Source organism: Streptomyces sp. NPDC029151 (assembly GCF_055564315.1).
The window spans coordinates 77,765-96,628 of the sequence record NZ_JBVHWQ010000014.1; the positions used below are offsets into that span (position 1 = coordinate 77,765).

The 18,864-nt window shown below is 62.1% G+C and carries 12 protein-coding genes and 1 pseudogene; 12 read left to right on the forward strand and 1 reads right to left on the reverse strand.

Annotation, left to right across the window (positions count from 1 at the left end; all coding sequences use genetic code 11):
* Nucleotides 1–163: 163 nt before the first annotated feature.
* Nucleotides 164–553: a hypothetical protein gene (locus ACZ4VF_RS35350; RefSeq protein ID WP_467931169.1), complete on the forward strand. Its 390-nt coding sequence runs from the start codon at nucleotides 164–166 to the stop codon at nucleotides 551–553.
* A gap of 159 nt (nucleotides 554–712) precedes the next feature.
* Nucleotides 713–1,971, forward strand: a pseudogene (locus ACZ4VF_RS35355) (IS701 family transposase).
* A gap of 34 nt (nucleotides 1,972–2,005) precedes the next feature.
* On the opposite strand, the gene dndA reads toward ACZ4VF_RS35355, so the two are convergent.
* On the reverse strand, nucleotides 2,006–3,160 hold the full coding sequence (gene dndA / locus ACZ4VF_RS35360; RefSeq protein ID WP_467931170.1) for a cysteine desulfurase DndA: 1,155 nt from the start codon (nucleotides 3,158–3,160) through the stop codon (nucleotides 2,006–2,008).
* Nucleotides 3,161–3,405: 245 nt separating this feature from the next.
* Here dndA and dndB point away from each other — a divergent pair, with 245 nt between their 5' ends.
* The 10 genes from dndB (at nucleotide 3,406) to ACZ4VF_RS35410 (ending at nucleotide 18,793) form a co-directional block, all read left to right on the forward strand.
* Nucleotides 3,406–4,545: a DNA sulfur modification protein DndB gene (gene dndB / locus ACZ4VF_RS35365; protein ID WP_467931171.1), complete on the forward strand. Its 1,140-nt coding sequence runs from the start codon at nucleotides 3,406–3,408 to the stop codon at nucleotides 4,543–4,545.
* Nucleotides 4,542–6,122 carry a DNA phosphorothioation system sulfurtransferase DndC gene (gene dndC / locus ACZ4VF_RS35370; RefSeq protein ID WP_467931173.1) on the forward strand — a complete coding sequence of 527 codons (1,581 nt, stop codon included), beginning with the start codon at nucleotides 4,542–4,544 and terminating at the stop codon, nucleotides 6,120–6,122. The genes dndB and dndC overlap by 4 nt, the downstream gene beginning before the upstream one ends.
* Nucleotides 6,109–8,136, forward strand: a complete 2,028-nt coding sequence (gene dndD, locus ACZ4VF_RS35375; protein ID WP_467931174.1) for a DNA sulfur modification protein DndD — start codon at nucleotides 6,109–6,111, stop codon at nucleotides 8,134–8,136. The genes dndC and dndD overlap by 14 nt, the downstream gene beginning before the upstream one ends.
* A complete protein-coding gene (gene dndE / locus ACZ4VF_RS35380) occupies nucleotides 8,126–8,506 on the forward strand; it encodes a DNA sulfur modification protein DndE (RefSeq protein ID WP_467931175.1) in 381 nt (126 codons plus the stop codon). The genes dndD and dndE overlap by 11 nt, the downstream gene beginning before the upstream one ends.
* A gap of 1,448 nt (nucleotides 8,507–9,954) precedes the next feature.
* Complete coding sequence (locus ACZ4VF_RS35385; protein ID WP_467931177.1) at nucleotides 9,955–11,832, forward strand: Lsr2 family DNA-binding protein; 1,878 nt, start codon at nucleotides 9,955–9,957, stop codon at nucleotides 11,830–11,832.
* 197 nt (nucleotides 11,833–12,029) lie between these two features.
* Nucleotides 12,030–13,976 carry a DNA phosphorothioation system restriction enzyme gene (locus tag ACZ4VF_RS35390; protein ID WP_467931204.1) on the forward strand — a complete coding sequence of 649 codons (1,947 nt, stop codon included), beginning with the start codon at nucleotides 12,030–12,032 and terminating at the stop codon, nucleotides 13,974–13,976.
* 27 nt (nucleotides 13,977–14,003) lie between these two features.
* Nucleotides 14,004–14,168 (forward strand): hypothetical protein, encoded by a 165-nt coding sequence (locus tag ACZ4VF_RS35395; protein ID WP_010984359.1) that lies wholly within the window; start codon nucleotides 14,004–14,006, stop codon nucleotides 14,166–14,168.
* Nucleotides 14,165–16,219 (forward strand): AAA family ATPase, encoded by a 2,055-nt coding sequence (locus ACZ4VF_RS35400; protein WP_467931178.1) that lies wholly within the window; start codon nucleotides 14,165–14,167, stop codon nucleotides 16,217–16,219. Before ACZ4VF_RS35395 ends, ACZ4VF_RS35400 begins: the two co-directional genes overlap by 4 nt.
* Nucleotides 16,219–16,686 (forward strand): DNA phosphorothioation-associated protein 4, encoded by a 468-nt coding sequence (locus ACZ4VF_RS35405; protein ID WP_467931179.1) that lies wholly within the window; start codon nucleotides 16,219–16,221, stop codon nucleotides 16,684–16,686. Before ACZ4VF_RS35400 ends, ACZ4VF_RS35405 begins: the two co-directional genes overlap by 1 nt.
* 256 nt (nucleotides 16,687–16,942) lie before the next feature.
* Complete coding sequence (locus ACZ4VF_RS35410) at nucleotides 16,943–18,793, forward strand: DUF262 domain-containing protein (protein WP_467931180.1); 1,851 nt, start codon at nucleotides 16,943–16,945, stop codon at nucleotides 18,791–18,793.
* The last annotated feature ends 71 nt before the right edge of the window (nucleotides 18,794–18,864 follow it).

Genomic DNA, 18,864 nt, shown 5'->3' on the forward strand with positions numbered 1-18,864 from the left:
ACTACCGCCAGTACCTGCTGCATGTCAGTGCGGGCGGCCGGGTGCGGAAGCTGCAGTTCAACGGGGCGCGCTGGGATTGGGAAGACGCTCAGTACGGGGACCACGAGAAGCTGCATGTCCCCTTTCCCGACCATGACACCGCGCTGGCGGCAAGCGAGGACGCGTGGGACCACCAGAGCCGAAGCGGGAGGACTACCTGTCCGATGCGGCCTACCAAGTTGATCACAACGCCTGGCAGGAGGCCGCGTATGCGCTCGAAGCCGCTCGGGTCACCGGGGCCGTCTTTCTCCACGACGATGGCTGCGGCTTCTACACACTTCTCGTGGTCAGCGGGCCCATGCGAGGGACCATGTGGTTCGACGGGCGCGCAACGTGCGATCGCCTGAACCCGCTGCTCAACGATGACCGCCGAGCCGCGACATTCGCGGAGTGGTACCTCGACTGGCTCGCCCACGAGGAGTCGCTGACGACATCCGATCAGCGCCGTGCCGCGCACCAGAGCTGGGATGCAGGCGTAGGCACGCCCATCTGGTACCGCTGGTTCGACTCGTAGATCCAAGACCCATAGTGGTCTCGCGATCTCGCTGGTGGAGGCCGCGCGAGCATGGGTGCGGCCACCGTTGATCACCAGTGTGTGAAGACTAACCATCTTGCGGTGGCCGCGAGGGACAGCGTAGTACCGGCCCGATGGCAGACGGTGTTCGAGGACCTGATGGCGCGGATTGCGGGACGATTCAGCCGGGTCGAACCCCGGCGTCGGGCAAAGCAGTTGCTGCTCGGACTGATGGCGGACCTGCCCCGGAAGAACTGCTGGACCATCGCCGAGCACGCCGGGGACACCACCCCGGACGGCCTGCAGCATCTGCTCGGCCGGGCCAAATGGGACGCCGAGCTCGTTCGCGACGACCTGCGCGCGTTCGTACTGGGGCACCTGGCCGACGAACAGGCCGTGCTGGTGGTCGACGAGACCGGCGACCTGAAGAAGGGCAACCGCACCGTCGGAGCCCAGCGCCAATACACCGGCACCGCCGGGCGGATCGAGAACGCGCAGGTCGCCGTCTACCTGGCCTACACCTCCAGGCACGGACATGCTGCTGTCGACCGCGCGCTCTACCTGCCCAAGTCCTGGACGAGCGACCCGGAACGCTGCCGGCAGGCCGCCGTCCCTGAGGAGTTGCTCTTCGCGACGAAGCCGCAGCTCGCCCAGCAGATGATCGAGCGCGCCCTGGACGCAGAGTTCCAGCCGCGTGGGCGGCCGGCGACGAGGTCTATGGCGACAACCCGAAACTCCGTGCCGCCCTGGAGAAGCGCCAGCTCGGCTACGTGCTGGCGGTCTCCGGCACGCACCGCGTCCCCACTCCGGCAGGCCCTCAGCGCGCCGACCACCTGGCCAAGAAGATCCCCAAGCGGGCCTGGCAGAAGCTGTCCGCCGGACGCGGTGCGAAGGGCCACCGTTGGTACGACTGGGCGCAGATCGCCCTCATCACTCCCGGCCTGGCAGGCCAGCAATACCTGCTGATCCGCCGCAACCGGCGTACGGGTGAACTCGCCTACTACCGCTGCTATTCGCCCCGCCCAGTGCCGCTGTCCACGCTGGTCGAGGTCGCGGGAAGCCGTTGGACGGTGGAGGAGACTTCCCAGAGCTCGAAGACCCTGGCCGGGCTGGACGAGCACCAGGTCCGCTGCTGGGATTCCTGGCATTGCTGGGTGACCCTTGCCCTGCTCGCACACGCCTTCCTTGCCGTTACTGTCGCCCTCCAACGCCGCGACCAACCCCCGAGTGACGACGGCACAAGCCCTGACGGGCTGATGCCGCTCACCTGCAACGAGATTCAGCGCCTGTTCACCGCTCAGCTTGCTCGACCAGTCCAAGACCCAGTCCAGCGATGGCGCTGGTCCACTTGGCGACGACGCCACCAAACCCGAGCCCGTCGCAGCCACTACCGACGCCAAGCCGAACTTCAGCCATGAAGATCACGATCTACGGCTGGAGTATTAGGGATGGTCAGTCTTCCTCGGGCTGCATGCGGGCGATGGTCTCGGCAATAGGCAGCGGGTCGAAGTCCCTCGCCTGCGGAGGGAACCAGGAAAACCGCAGCCCATTGGCCGCCACATCATCGGGAAGGCCCATGGCCTGGAGCACGTGGCTAGGGGTGTAGGAGGCGCTAGTGCACGCCGACCCTGTTGCAATGGCAACCTGGTCCTTGAGCCGAACAATCAGTGCTTCAGCGTTGAGCTGGTCGAAGGAGACGTTGAGGATGTGCGGCACGGTGTGTGCCTGATCTCCGTTGAGGCGGAAGCGCGTCTTGCCGAGTGCTTGCAAGATCTGCTTGCGCATCGCTCGCGCTTCGCGCTCCCAGTTATCCCGGCTCTCGTAGAAGATCTTCGCGGCCTCATAAAGGCCCATGATCAGGGGGACTGGGAGGGTTCCGGGGCGCAGCTTCCTCTCCTGACCGCCGCCGAACATGATTGGTTCCAGCGGCACCTTGTCCCAGCCGCGACGTCGTGTAATGAGCGCTCCGACCCCCTTCGGCGCGCCGATCTTGTGGCCGCTGATGCTGATCAGGTCAATCGGCGCGGTCAGATCATCGGCGATCTTGCCGTATCCCTGGGCGGCGTCCACGTGCAGGTAGGTCGGCGTGGCTCGCAGGCGTTCGGCTAGCTCGGCTACCGGTTGGATGACTCCGGTCTCGTTGTTGACGTGCATCAGAGACACCGCGAGCGTGTCGGGGCGCAGGTGCTCCACCACCTGCTCGACGGTGATACGGCCGGACGGGCCTGGCTCAAGAAAGTCCACGGCGAAGCCGCGGTTCTCCGCGAGGTGCAACAGGGGTTCGAGGACGGCCTTGTGCTCGATGGCGGACGTGATGATGTGCTTCCGGCCGGTGCGCTCGCCGAACGGGGCGAGGCCGAGCAGGGCGATGTTGTTCGACTCCGTGGCTCCGCTGGTGAAGATTACTTCCTCGGTCTTGGCCCCCACGGTGCCTGCGATGAAAGAACGGGCTTGCTGGACCGCCTTCTTGGCGCGGACGCCGTACTCGTGAGTGCGGCTGCCGGCGTTGCCGAAGTCTTCGGTCATCCAGTGCAGGACGACATCAGCGACCCTGGGGTCCACCCGCGTCGTCGCCGCCACGTCCAGATACGCCACCACGGCGCTCACCCGCCTCTTTGCACGCTTCCACAACAGTCGTACGTCAAGCGATTAACGTACACGCTAAGACCGCAGTGCACGAAGCGACCACCCCAGTACGTCAACATGGCCCATGCGGTGCATGCTCCTGAGTCGCTCCGTCGGCTGCAGGCGCATCGGCGGGGAGGGGGTACGTCATCTTGTTCACCTGAGTACGTCGAGACGAAAGGGGCGTACGTTTCTCAGGACACGTACGCGCACGCTAGAGTGCACGGGTGCAGACTGAAGTGGCGAGCAAAGCTGCGGGGCGGGCTGTCTCGCGAGCGTCTAATGGGTTTGAGTACACCTTCCCTGCGATCCGCGGGGTGCAGGCGGGGCGGGAGTTCTATGCGTCGATGTGTCCGCTGCGGCTCATCCCGAAGATCTTCCTCTTCGACGAAGATGATCTTTCCGCTGAACTGAGAGCCCAGCGCGTCCTGAACAAGGGACGCCTGCCGGCGCTCGCCCGCTACATCCTGGACAACCCCGAGGACTACGTCTTCAGCGCCCTGACCGCCTCCGTGGACGGAGACATGGTCTTCGATAGCCAGGGAGCCGAAGGGGCCGCGCACCGTACCGGGCAGCTGCGTATCCCGATGGACGCACGCTTCCTCATCAATGACGGGCAGCATCGCCGCGCCGCCATCGAGCTGGCGTTGAAGGAAAACCCGGACCTGGGGGATGAGACCATCGCCGTGGTCTTCTTCCATGACAGTGGACTCGCGCGCTCTCAGCAGATGTTCGCAGACCTCAACCGGCATGCCGTCCGTCCTGCGCGTTCGATCGGCGTTCTGTACGACCACCGGGACGTCAACGCGCAGATCACCCGGACTCTCACTGAACGCTCGGCCATCTTCAAGGGCTTTGTGGAGATGGAAAAGAGCACCCTGTCTGCCCGCTCCCGCAAGCTGTTCACCCTCAGCGCCTTGTACTTCGGCAACCAGTCCCTGCTCCAGGGCCTCGAGCTGAAGCAGGACGAGGCGACTGGATTGGCGCAGGCGTTCTGGGAGGCCGTAGACGCGGCGCTGCCCGAGTGGGCGATGGTGCGTGACAAGCAGCTGTCCGCTCAGGAGATGCGCCGGGACTTCATTCACAGTCACGGGATCGCCCTGCATGCGCTGGGCCGTATCGGCAACTCGCTACTGCGGGAGTCCATCAAGGTTACCGCATGGAAGAAGCGTCTGCTTCCGTTGAAGCACGTGGACTGGAGCCGAGGCAACGCCGACTGGGAGGGACGCGCCATTGTCGGCGGCCGGGTCTCCAAAAGCCACCAAAACGTGACACTTACCGTTAATTACCTGCGTAAGCATCTGGGCCTGGAGCTGAGCCCGGAAGAACAGCGCGTGGAAGACGCATACCTGCGAGGCGAGGCATGATTACCATCCCCCTCAACCTCGGGCTCACCCCCGTACGCCGTAAGCCCTTTAACGGGCGTTCGCTGGACGAGGTCGTCGCTGAGCTCACCGAGGAGATCCGCGAGCTCTACACCGCCGACCAGGTGCCCTGGGTCATCGGCTACAGCGGAGGCAAGGATTCAACCGCCGTCCTGCAGCTGGTGTGGATGGCCCTCGCAGACCTCCCCGCCGAACAGCGCACCAAGACCGTGCATGTCATCTCCACCGACACCCTCGTGGAGAACCCTGTTGTCGCCGCCTGGGTCTCCGCCTCCCTGGGGACCATGCAGGACGCGGCACAGGCACAGAGTCTGCCGATCGAACCGCACCGCCTCACGCCGGAGATAAAGGACACCTTCTGGGTGAACCTGATCGGCCGCGGTTACCCGGCCCCGCGCCCGAAGTTCCGCTGGTGCACCGAACGACTGAAGATCAAGCCGTCGAACAACTTCATCCGCAGCGTGGTCGCTGCCCACGGCGAAGCGATCATGGTGCTGGGCATTCGCAAGGCAGAAAGCCAAGCCCGCGCCCGTGCCATGGAAAAGCACGAGAAGCGTCGCGTACGCGACCGCCTCTCACCAAATGCCAACCTGCCCAACTCCCTCGTCTACAGCCCCGTTGAGGACTGGACCAACGACGACGTTTGGGAGTTCCTGATGCAGAAGCCCAACCCCTGGGGCTACAACAATCAGGACTTGCTCACCATGTACCAGGGCGCCTCCGGGGACGGCGAATGCCCCCTCGTGGTCGACTCCACCACCCCCTCCTGCGGCTCCAGCCGCTTCGGCTGCTGGACCTGCACCCTCGTCGAGCAGGACAAGTCCATGTCCGCCATGATCCAGAACGACGAGGAAAAGGAGTGGATGCTCCCCTTGCTGGACCTGCGCAACAAGCTCGATGCACCCTTCGGCCACTACCAGGAGGGCGACCCCGACCTCCCGCCCGGCCGCAAGGCACCCTTCCCGCGCCCGGACAAGCCAGCCCGTGACTTCCGCCGGATGAACGGCAAGGTGATGCTGTTCAACGACGGTGCCATCCACGGCCCCTATCTGCAGTCCTACCGCGAAGAGTGGCTCAAGGAGCTGCTTCAAGCGCAAACATGGATCCGCGCCCACGCCCCCGAGCACGTGCAGAACATCGAACTCATCACGCTCGACGAACTTCATGAAATCCGCCGGATCTGGGTGTTCGACAAGCATGAGGTCGAAGACAGCCTGCCGCAGATCTATCAGGAAGCCACCGGCGTGCCGTTCCCGGGCGGACCGCTGGATGAGCAGCTTGTCATGGGCTCCGACGAGATGGATGTCCTCAAGCAAGTCTGCGACGGCGACGACCTGCACTACAACATGGTCCGCGAACTCCTCGCCGTCGAGCGTAAGTACCGCACCATGACACGCAGGTCCGGCCTCTTCCAGGCCCTCGAGCAAGCCGTGCAAAAGGGCTACTACGAAAACCACGAAGACGCCGTGGAATTCGCTACGCGCAAGAAAAAGTGGCGTGACGACATCGCCGAAAACCTGACCTTCGACGACGAAAACGAACTCGATGCTCCTGCGTAAGATCACCCTCGAAGAATTCGGGGCCTACCGCGGCAAGCAGTCTCTCGACCTCACCCCCAAGAAGAACAAGCCGATCATCCTGATCGGCGGGTTGAACGGGTGCGGCAAGACGACCCTGCTCGACGCCATCCAGCTGGCGCTCTACGGCAACCGCGCCCGCTGCAGCGGCCGCGGCACCAAGGCGTACGACGCCTACTTGCGCGAAAGCATCAACCGCAAGGCCGACCCCGCCCGCGGCTCCGCCATCACTCTCGAGTTCACCGTCATGACCGGCGGGCACGAGCACTACTACCGCGTCGTCCGTAGCTGGCACATCAGCGGTAAAACCCTCAAAGAATTCCTCAACGTCTACGTCGACGACACCTACGGCGCACGCGCAAAGACGCAGCGCGACGTCACGCCCGAGGGCAAGTTCAATCGGTTGTTGAGCGAGGGCTGGGCTGACCACGTCGAATCCCTCCTCCCTCTGGAGATCGCCTCCCTGGCCTTCTTCGACGGTGAGAAGATCGAATCACTGGCCGACCCCGAACGGGCCGCCTCCGTCATCGAGTCCGCCGTACACTCCCTCCTGGGCGTGAGCACCGTCCAGCAGCTGCGCAACGACCTGCTGGCCTTGCAGCGGCGCCAGAAGCTTTCCAGCGAAGAACAGCATCTGCTGGACAACATTCGTGCCCAGGAAGCCGAACGCGAGACGGTGGTCTCCCAGTACGACACCGCCTATCAGGAGCTCGCCCACTCCCGCACCGAGCTCGGTAAGGCGCAGCGCAAGCTGGACAGTCTGGAAAAGGCGTTCGCCGACGAGGGCGGCGATCTATTCACTAGGCGCATCGAGCTGGAGAACGACAAAAAGCAGACCGCCGCCCGGCTGGCCCAGGTGCGCTGCGAGCTGATCCAGCTCGCAGCGGGTCCGCTGCCTCTGCTCATGGCCCAACCGCTCCTAGACGACGTGCGCCGGCAAGCCGAAAAGGAGCAGGAAGCCCAGCAGTCGGCACAGGCCCTGCAGGTACTCGAAGCACGCGACCAATGGCTGCTGGATCTTGTGCCCGATACCGTCCGCACCGATGTGCGCAAGCAACTAGACGCCGACCGCGCCGAGCGCGCCAGCAAGACGCAGCTGCCGGTGGACCTACGCCTGCCCCACGACGCACTGGCCCAGCTCACCGTCCTAGACGGACTCCTGCAGCGGGACCGAGAGCGCTCACAGCAACTACTGCACAGCGCCGCGGAACTGACAGAACAACTCGACCAGCTTGACCGGCAGCTCGCCGGCGTCCCCGCCCAGGACAAGGTCGAAGCCCTCCAAGTCGCCCGGGACGAGCAGATCGTGGAAGTGGCCCGCAGCCAAGCCGCTTGCGACCGCGCCGCGGCCAAGCTGGAGGACCTCAAGCGGCGGCGCGAGCACGTCACCACCCTGCTCGAACGGGCCCACAAGGAGTTCGTTCGTACCAAGGTCAAAGCGGAGGAAGCCGAGCGGGTCATCAAATACTCCGAAAAGGCGCGCGACACCCTCGAGCGATTCGGCTCCGCCCTCCTCAAGCGGCACATCAGCCGACTCGAAGTGGCCGTCCTGCAGAGCTTCAAGGTGCTCATGCGCAAGCAAGGACTCGTGCACGACCTGCGCATCGACACCGACAAATTCACCCTCACCCTCGCTGATGGCGACGGCGAGCCCATCGATCCCGCGCGCCTGAGCGCCGGCGAGCGCCAGCTCCTGGCCGTGTCTCTGCTTTGGGGCCTGATGCGGGTCGCTGGAAACCGCCTGCCCAGCGTTATCGACACCCCCCTGGGCCGCCTCGACAGCCGTCACCGCGAGCACCTCGTCGACCGCTACTTCCCAAATGCCAGCGACCAGGTCCTCCTGCTGTCCACCGACGAGGAGATTGACGAGTACCTGCTGGGCCGCTTGAAGAAGTCTGTCGCCCAGACCTACACCCTCGTCCACGACGACACCGAGTTCACCACGTCTGTCGTCGAAGGCTACTGGTGGAATGAAGGAGCACAGCATGCCGGTTGACAACATCCGCCTGTCCCAGCCAGCCAAGGACCGGCTGATCTACCTCAAGCGCACCACCGGCATCACCCAGTGGAACGTGCTGTGCCGCTGGGCGTTGCTGCTGTCCCTCAAAGACCCCTCGACTCCGCTGGTCAAGGACATCGTTACCGACTCCAACGTGGAGATGACCTGGAAGACCTTCGCCGGCCAGCACGGTGATGTCTATCTGGCCCTGCTCAAGCAGCGCTGTGCGGCGATTGGGCAGGAAGTCTCCGATGAGAACGTCGCTCGCATGCTGACCGTGCACCTGCACCGCGGCATCGGATATCTGGGCGCGGACAAGGCGATGGCCACTATCGAAGGAATGATCGGCTCCGTCGTGCCCTCCTGACGTTCCTTTCTCCGAGCGACTGCCGAGGGCACACATTCGCCTGCCCTGGCACGCCCCCACCCGTCCGCTAAGACAAGACACACCCTTCCCCCCTGTCGGGCATGCGAGCCCGCGTGTGCCCGGACAATTTCATGTACGAAGCACCGCACGTTCCCCGCAGCCTCCGCGCCATCCCTCGCCCTGCCCAGTCACCGCGGGGGAAGCCTTGCACGAGTCATGGACACGGCTGCGACGCCACCGAGACCGCTCTGCTTCACCGTCAGCATGCTCCAGCCGGCAGCTCACGCAGGCGGCCAAGCTTCCACGTCAATACCGGGCGCTTAGCTCCTTTCCGGCCCCCGAGCGCGACGTCGGCTCCCTGCAGGCAACGAGGGGGTGTGCGCACAGGACGTTCCGTTCCGTGCCATCAGTTGGCCCGCAGAAGCCATCCGTGCGACAAGACGGCGGCAACCTTCACGCAGAACATGACGGTATGTCGTGTTTTGGAAATGTATGTCATTGAGGGCGATCCAGCCGCGGCACCGTGCACACCACCAAGCGCCCGGTGTGCAGCAGGTCCTGATTCAGCCTTCGAGGGGGATAGTGGTTGAATCGTGATGCATCGAAGAGAAGACGCCTACCTGCACGTTCCGCTACGATGCCGGACGGAAAGTGGACGCCCCCACCGCCACGTTCCGCTTGCCGAGACGCAAAGTACGAGGCAGAGCGTGGCATCGCCCGCACTGGCTCGTCGCACCGTGACGATGCGTCGCCTTCGGTGATTGGCACGCGCGAAAGGGCAGGACTCAATTCTCCATGCTGCAGGACCTTCCGCACCGCACACGATCGGTTCAGGCCGCCGAGGGAACGTGCGCGCCGACTACCGCACACTCTGTGGCTGGTGATGACGGCGGCCCTATAGGGGCGGCACTGGCCGGCCAGTACTGCGCCCTCGAATTGTGGGCTGCCTCGCGGGTGTGGTCTGACCTCCGCCTGTGCTGCAGCAACCCCGCTACCCACCCCCAGCTTCGAACGCGGCCGGCACATTATGGGGAGGTGTTGCCCCGAAGCAGGCGACAACCCACCCCGCATACTCGGGTCGACGGGGGCCGGCCCTCGCCCCGTTGAGGGACTCGGCGATGTAACGAACTATCGGGGGTGGGGGGTTTGCCGGATGCGAAGCTGCGAGGCATACCGCTGGGACATCAATGAAGGCCGGCTTCTCGGTCCGCTGACCTTCCGTACGGATGAAATACACACCCGATATGGTAGTGAAGTAACCATGGTGGGAGCATAAAGTGTCAGCATCCTCAATGGAGTCGTATGAGCATGTTGACACGTGGATTGATGTATTCCCGTGGGTCGAATATCTCAACGCCCCAGACCTTATCGACCTCCAACGACTCGGGGGACCTGCTCAGTGGTGGGGTAAGGAAAGTCCGGCGCGGACGGCCATGAGACGGGCTTCCATGGAAGAAGTCTTTGACCTGCTCAGCGGCATTCTGCTGTCGAGCGGAAGCCTAGTGGACGAAGATTGCGCAATACTCTTTCCGGCTTTGCACGCCACCACTGTCATCGAAGACCTCGATATAAAAAACGGTGCTATTGCAGCATTTGCGGAGTTCGGAATTCTTGAGCTAGATGATTTGCGGGGCATGACACCGCATCATCTCAGTTTGCACCTTCCCCTGACACGGGATGAGGTGGCCACCTTCCTGAGTGCTGTAATGCGTGCGGTCGCCCTGCCGGACAAGACCTTGCACGCTGGAGCGGTAACACAGTGGTTCAGTGAGCTGGACAGTGAAGAGCAAAGCATCCTGCTTTTGCATCGATGTGCGCCAAAACGCAAGGAATTGTCCACGCTGGCGATGCAGCACCGCATGCCTTTGGAACGTTTGCAGGAACTCTGCGACGAGCTACCCCATCGCCTCAACGCTGCCATGGCCACATCCCCTGCTTTGCGGGCAGCCGTGGCGGATTTCGACCGTGTCACCCACGCGCCGACACCTTTGGCGCAGCTCCAACACCGTCGTCCGTGGCTAGGCGGCTTTTTGCCGGGTAGTGATGTGAATTTTGTGTCGCTGCTGTCCTCCCTGCTTCACGCCGAAGTGCAGGAACAATGGATATGCCGTCCCTCTGTGCGCGAGCAAGTGCAAAAAACTCTGAGCATCCTTAGTTTTGAAGAGGATGAGGTTATGGCGCTTCCCGTTGCTCGGCGGCTATTGAGTCAACAGGGATGGGTTGCAGCATACATTGATTCCTGGCTCGATTTTTGCGGAATTCCTTCCCGATCGGGTCAGCTGCACTTCAGTGGCATGTCCGCCCCCAAGCTCGGTGATCTTTCGCGACAGGATGCCCAGCCCACGCCAATCAATCGCCCGCCTGCGAAGAATCTCGACGGTGCGCCACAGTCGGGCATGCACGATCACGACATGGATTCGGAGTCGCCTTCTTCAGCTGGTGGCACACTAGACCAGGCAAATGCCATCGCTATTCGCGCATGGGCACGCAGCAACGGATTTGCCATAGGAGAGCGCGGACGTATTTCGCGAGTTGTTCAAGAAGCCTATGCTGCGGCACTCGATGATACGTCGCATGCTGCCGCCCCGCGAGAAGCGCCACCACTGTCTCTCACCCGTGATGATCCCTCCCGCTCGCCGTACAGCGCGCTTGCCGAGGAGTTCGCGACGCTTGCTGCTCTAATGAACCCCGATGAGCAGGGCATAACATTCGGTTCTCTCTTGCGGCTCGGGGAAGAACTACCGCCGCAGGCACAGAACATCGTCCACCGCATCCTGAACGCCACCCTGGGGGAAAGTGGCTGGATTGTAGACAGGGAGGAAGTTACACAGGCTAGCGCGGGTGCCCCTGTCCGAAAAACACTTAAGCAGCGCGCTCGGGAGGTACTCCAGGAAGCGGATCATCCGCTTTCAATCGGCGAACTCGCCTCACGCATGGGCGACACCGTAAATGAGCGGTCCTTGAAAGTGCAACTTGCCGCTGACCTGCGTTTCATGCGCAGCGATATTGACGCCTGGGCGCTGACGGAATGGCAATTGCGCCCTTACACCAGCGTGCGTGAACTGGTGGAAGAGGAAGTCGATAAGGCGGGCGGCAGTATAGAAAGTGCCGAGCTCGTGAAGGTGTTGACGCAAGCTTTTTCCATCAAAGAATCCACGCTGCGACAGGTGATCTCCTCTGCACCTTTCACTGCTCGCGGGGGACGAGTGCAACGCCTCATCGACCTTGAGGGCGGGAGGGGCCAAGGCGACACGCATCAGGCCGACGAGCCCGCCGATAACACTGCGGGTGTTCAGCTCGCCCGGGATCTCGGATTGGACTTCTAGTGCAGGCTCTTGAAGCTCTCCGGGGTGCCGGTCTTGGGGGAGAGTACCGTAGCGACCGCGGCAACGTTGTCGATGAGTTCTACGTACCGGCTCTGCGGGCATCAACCGCCTACGATCGTGCTGTCGGGTATTTCACGGCCTCTGTCCTGGCCGTCATCGGCGAGGGCATAGAAGAATTCACTCGGCGCGCCGGGACGATGCGCATCGTGGCCTCGCCCTATCTCCTCGCCGAAGACATCGCCGAGATCGAAGCGGGCTACGAGCTCCGCGCCGTCATGGAGAAGGCTGCCCTACGCGACCTGGAGCGTGCGACGGAAGACGTCAGGGCGGTGCGCGGACTAGGCAAGCTCGGCGCGCTCATCGCCGCGGGGCGACTGGACATGAAGCTCGCCTACGTCACGGCCGGCAGCCGGGTCGGCATGTATCACGAAAAGATCGGCGTCTTCCGCGATAACCACGACCTCGTCGCGTTCAAGGGCAGCGCGAATGAGACGCTGTCGGGCCTGGTGGGGAACTTCGAATCCATCGAGGTGTTCCGTAGCTGGGATGAGCGAGACCGCGAACGGGCTTTGCGTATCAGCAAAGACTTCGATGACCTGTGGCATGACAAGACCCCCCTGCTTCGTGTGATGCCCTTCACCGACGCCGCCAAGCAGATCATCGAGCGCAGCAGCTGCGCTGCACCTGACCCCAACGACGACACAGCGATCCCCCCGTCCGGCGCACCGATCACTGTCATCCGCGAAGACCGCACCGGCATGCTGACCTTCCCTCCGCAGCTGCAAGTGCGCGACTACCAGAAGAGGGCCGTCACCCAGTGGTTTGCCCAGCAGGGCCGCGGCATCCTGCGCATGGCAACCGGCACCGGCAAGACCCTCACCGCCCTGTCCGCCGCCGCGCAAGTGACCAAGATGCTCCACAAGGCCGACGAACCACTGCTCACCGTCGTGATCGCTCCCTACCAGCACCTGGTCGACCAGTGGGGGAAAGACATCGAGTGGTTCGGCGTGCACCCCCTACGCGCCTACGAGTCGACCGCCTCATGGTTCCCCCATGCCTCCCAAATGTTGGATGCGCTGGCGCTGCACACCACCCGCGGCGGCGTCATCATCACCACGAACAAGACCTTCGGCGAGACCGCCTTCCAAAGCATCCTCCAGCGCTACCGCGGCCAGCTCCTCCTCATCGCCGACGAGGCACATAACCTCGGGGCCCGGCACATCCGCTCCAAGCTGCCCGACAACGCACAGTTTCGCCTCGGACTGTCGGCCACCCCGGAACGCTGGTTCGATGACGAAGGCACCACCGCACTCACCGACTACTTCGGCCCGGTGGTCTTCGAGCTCGGCCTCGGTGACGCCATCAAAGCAGGAGCACTGTGCCGCTACACCTATAAGCCCGTGATCGTGGAACTGGATGCCGACGAGACTGACCTCTACATAGAGATCACCGAAAAGATCGGCAGGCTGTTCGCGATGCAACAGTTCTCCGAGCAAGCCGACGAGAACAGCCCCCTGGGCCACCTGCTGCGCAAACGAGCCAACCTCCTCGGCCACGCCCGCGCGAAACTCCCAGAGCTGCGAAGGGAGATCAGCCAACGCAGCGAGGAGTGGTATCAGCTGCTGTACTGCGCAGAAGGACAGCATCCCCTGTCGTACGAAGACGGCGCCGCGCCGGAACCAGCGCAGATTGATCAAGTACTCGACCTCGTCGGCAACCAACTGCATATGCCCGCCGCTCGCTACACCGCCGAGACCAAACGCCCCGAACGTCAGCAGGTCCTGCAGCGCTTCGCCGACCGCAAGCTGCAAGTGATCGCCTCTATGCGCTGCCTGGACGAAGGCGTCGACGTGCCCGCCGCCCGTACCGCATACCTGCTGGCCAGCTCCTCCAACCCCCGGCAGTTCATTCAACGCCGCGGCCGAGTGCTGCGACAGGCACCGGGCAAGACCACGGCGGACATCGTCGACTTCATCGTGGTCCCCCCGCCTAATATGCCCGATCTGCAGGACCGCACCGAACGCAGCATGGTGGCCCGCGAGCTGGCCCGCGTGACGGAGTTCGCACAACTGGCGGACAACGAAGCCGAGACCCTCGACCTCCTTCGTCCACTACGCCTGCGATATGGCCTGCTCGACACCTGATTCACGGCATCACCAAACGGAGTAGAAGTGAGCGAGAAGAAGACTGCGCAGGACGTGCTGAGTCAGCTGTCGCCCGAGGGCGTCAAACTTGCCAGGCGCGTCATCGAGTTGGAGCGTGAGAACTTGCACATCAGAAGTTCAACCACCGTGGTCAACGAGATCGTGGCGGCCGTGAAGGGACTGATCAAGTGAAGCTGCTGAGGCTGACACTGGACAACTTTCGTGCGTTTTATGGCCGCCAGACGCTGGATCTCGCCGTCGACGACTCCAAGCCGGCAGTACTGATCTTCGGCAACAACGGTGCAGGCAAGACGACCCTCCTCAATGCCTTCGCCTGGGCGTTGTACGGCAAGTTCTCCGCCGACGTCGAGCAGCAGCACCGCGTCATCCATGACCACAAATGGGCGGAGACCCCGCACGGCACGCCCGTCAGCGCGTCGGTGGAGCTGAAATTCGAACACGCAGGGGTGATCTTCACTGCGCTGCGTGAGGTAGCCACCGTCAAGAACACTGACGAGCAGATAGCCGTCGCAGCCAAGCTCACCCTCAACGAGATCAAAAACGGCGAGAGCAAGCCCGTAGCCAACGGCCAGGATCGCATCGAAAAGATCCTTCCCGAAGGCCTCCGTCGCTTCTTCTTCTTCAACGGTGAGCGCATGGAAAAAATGTTCACCGGCGAGGAGAACAACGACGAGGTCAAACGCGCCATCAAGACCTTGATGGATCTTGAACCAATGGAGCGGGCGATCACCGAGCACCTTCCCGCAGCCGCACGACGCCTCGCAAAAGAGATCGACAAGGGCGGCGACAGTCGCCTCCAGCAGCTGCGCGATCAACAGGAAAGCCTCGAACAGCAGCGTGACGACGCCACCCGGCGTGCGCAGAAAGTCTCCCGCGACATTAGCAGCTACGAGAGGGAAGTCCGGGAGATGGAACGAGCACTGCGTAGCCACTCGGAGTCCAAGCCTCTGCAAAACGCTCGCAAGAAGCTCGAATGGAAAATCAACGAGATGGGGGGGCAGCTACAGGACCGGCACGCACGGAAGCGTGAGATCCTCTCCAAGGGGGGCTTTCTCGCCTTCACGTCGCACATCGACGAAACGGTGATCGGGTTGGCAGAAGCCATGCGCGAGCGCCGCCAACTTCCCGCCGGCATCCAACGGGACTTCATCGAGGGTCTCCTCGACGAAGGTAAGTGCATGTGCGGAACGCCCGTTCCCCAGGGGAGCGCGGCATATCAAGAGCTGGACAAGCGCCGCTACAACGCCGGTCTTGCCGATGTGGAAGCCCGCTGGATGTATGTCAGTGGGCAGATGAAACACCTCGGCGAGGCACGCCAAAAGCTCCTAGACGACCTGCGACAGGCCACATTCGAGATCCAGAACTGCCAGGACGAGATCAAGAGCCTGGAGGAAGAGAAGAGCGAGATCGACCGCCAGCTGCAGGGCGTCAACATCGAAGACGTACAGCGCCTCGAGCAGCGACGCAAGGAGTACGACGAAAAACGCATCGACGGACTGGCCGAGCACCGCCGGCTGGAAGAGCGCCGGGTCGAGTTCGAAGCCGAGATCGACAAGATGAAGAGACTCTTCAGGTCCGCGCAGGCAGCGGACGAAGCATCCCGAAAGGTACAGCGACAGGTCAATCTCGTCAACGAGGTGCTGGACACCTTCCGCGAGGCACTGGAACTGAAGACCGAAGAGGTCCGCGAACAGCTCGATGCGAAGCTCAAGGAGGTCTTCTCAAGGATCTTCATCAAGTCCTACGAGCCCGAACTGACAGACTCCTTTGAACTGTTGCTGAAGTCACCCGCCGGCATCGCTATCCGCAGCACGGGCGAAAACCAGGTCCTGGGCTTGTCCTTCGTCGGCGCAGTCTCGGAGATCGCCAAGCAGATCCACCAGCGCAAGGCCAAAGACAGCGAAGACATCATCGGCGAAGGAGGCATCTACCCCGTCGTCATGGATGCCCCCTTCGGTAGCCTGGACTTCACCTATCAAGAAGAAATCTCCCAAGCACTGCCGAAGCTCACCTCGCAGATCGTTACCCTGCTTTCCAACTCTCAGGCGAGTGGCAAGGTGATGGACAACCTTCAAGGAGCGGCCACTCGCATGTACGTGCTGCGCACGGTCACCCCCAACACGGGCGCCGCGCAAGAGACGATCGAGATCAACAACCGGGCCGTCGCTTACGTCACGCACGGCGATTTCGAGCACACCATTTTGGAAGAGGTGGCCTTCTGATGGCATACGAAGATCGTTTCCGCAGGCCAGCCGCCCACGAGGACCTTATCTCGGCACTGGCCGGCAAAGAGGGCCCTTTCAACGCGATGGTGGACGTGCTCATGTTCGCGGCCGTGCTGGGCCGCAACAAGGGCAAGCGAGAGCCCTTCGATAAAGCTGGCGAGCCCATTCGCCTGGCGCTGATCGAAGGCCGCCAGTACGGTGATGTACTCATCGACATGATCGCAGTGGCCGAGGAGCCCGACGATCCGAAGATCCTCGCCGACGAGCGCCAGCCCGACCGGGTCAAAATCTTTGAGGAGTACGCCAACGGCGGACTGAACTATATACAAGGCGAGATCAACGCCACCGGTGGGCACGACTACGTTTCCATCATCAGCACTCTAGTCATGGATGCTCTCACCGAACCCGACGAGCGGCAGAACGACGTCTCCGCACTAATGCAAGCCGCAGATCTGGACTGGTAGCAACCACATCGGCGCCTGACACAGCGAGGACGCTGCTGTGCCAGGCGCGTACTGCTAGCGGAGCCGCCCTCTGTCTCACGGTGTCAGTGATGTCCCCGCGCGTCCGCGCAGATGCTTGAGCATCTCTCTGGCCACCTGCCCTGTCTCTCTACTAATCTGACTTCCAGTCATAGACGCGTAGGGGGCGCGACCCAACTTCCCGGACACCGGGGTCACATGAGAGGTGTCGAGTCCCTCATCACCTGAAAGAGGCTCCATGACGTTCGGTGCTGCATCTGTCTCCCCCCGCAGCGTGGGCATGGGAGCGCTCCTGGAGGAGCATCACCCTTTCTGGGTCCCCGTGTATCAGCGGGCATACGCCTGGGATGAGCAGACGTCAGCTTTCATCACGGACGTTAAAGAGCTCCTGGCAGACACCAGCAGCCAGCGCGGCCACTTCTTCGGCGGTTTTGTGTGTATCGAGCACACGGATCACTCCCAATCTAGGCCCCACACCTACCAGATCGTCGATGGCCAGCAGCGCCTAACTACCTTTGTTTTGACATTGTCAGAAATTGCTGCTGCAGCAGAGGACGTTTCAGAGAAGGCTCGGCGCGCAGGTGATGACCGAGCTGCCAACTCTGCAAGCATTCTCTCTGAGGACATGCGCAGTCGCTTCATCTACTGGAAGCACTTCAACGTCACTGAAGGGCGAGTTGAGGAACGTCCTCGGCTGAAGCTTTCCACGGCTGACAACAAAATTTTCCAAGATCTGCTTAAGGGCCGGGATGTCACCGCCTCTCGGGAGAGCCATGAGCTTCTGATTGCTGCGCAAAAAGCTCTCCAGGGCAAGCTGATTAAGCCCATCGTTGAGGCTGCTCCTTCTTGGATGGAAAAGGTAGAAGCACTGGACCGTCTCCGTCATGCCCTGACTGTTCAGTCGCATGTCATTCAGATCGTCTGCCTGGACCGAGAAAGAGCGTATCAGCTTTTTAGCGTCCTCAACGATCGGGGGCGCTCTTTGGAGGACGCCGATCTACTGCGCAGTTACACGCTTGAGCAGCTTGAGCAGCATCCGCATGAGCAGCGAGTGGCGGCAGCGACGTGGGATGAATTGCTGAAGACTCCCGCCGCAAAGGTCAGTTCCTTCCTGAAGGCTTATTATCCGTCGACGACGGGTACGCGCGCTGGTACTCCACTCTTTCAGAAGCTCTGTGACGCTTACTTTCCCCAAAAACCCCCTACCGTCCCCTCCCGCGTATCTCAGCAGATCTCATCCTTCCTCAGAGAGAAGGATACTTATCTCAAGATCGCCGAGGGCGAGTGGCCTTTTGAAACTGCCGTTGTCCCCGGTTTTACGCCGGAAGCCTCTGCATGGCAGAAAGATCGACTTGCCCGCCTGGTGCGGACATTGAAGCATGAATTGGCCCTTCCCCTGTTGCTAGCCGCATCGCAGTGTGCGACAGAGAAGAGATTCGCAGAGCTTGTTTTCATGCTTGAAATTTTCGCCTTCCGCTACAAGAATGTGTGCAGTGGGCACGCGAGTCCCGCTCAAGCAATCTATTACGCCGAAGCGAAGCGGGTTCGAGAAGCGGCTGCGGCTGGCAAAGAGGTGCGATGGAACGACCTTCGTATCAAGTTGCAAGGGCTTCTCGACAAGTCGGCGTCCGACGAGCATTTTAAAGTCAGCCTGGACAATCATCTGCGATACGATCGAGGAAGCGCACAAAAAGCTAACCTGCGTGAATTCCTCACCACCCTTGAAGATCACCGTGAATGGCTAGAAAAGGGCGCCCTAGGTCAGCCTAAGCCGAACATGATGTCCGTCTTCGATCTTCAACAGGTGACGATCGAGCACATCTACCCTCAAAACCCGCTCCCGGGCGATGAACAGCCCGAGATGCGCGAGCTCCTGAACCGACTGGGGAACCTGACATTCTTTGGGCCCCGTGAAAACTCCGATGCGGGAAACAAATCATTCTCAGTGAAGTGCAAGCAGCACTACGCGCAGAGTCAGGTGGGCTTGACTCGCAGTCTGATCAAGTTTTCACAGTGGACAGAAACTGAATACAAAGAGCGCCTGCATGACCTACAGGCGGACGCGTGCAAAGTCTTCCGACTTCTCTGACCGGGACTCCATTCTCTTCTATCTGTGCCTAGCCGGCAGTAGTGCTGTGGAGGCACAGATAGGGGATACGG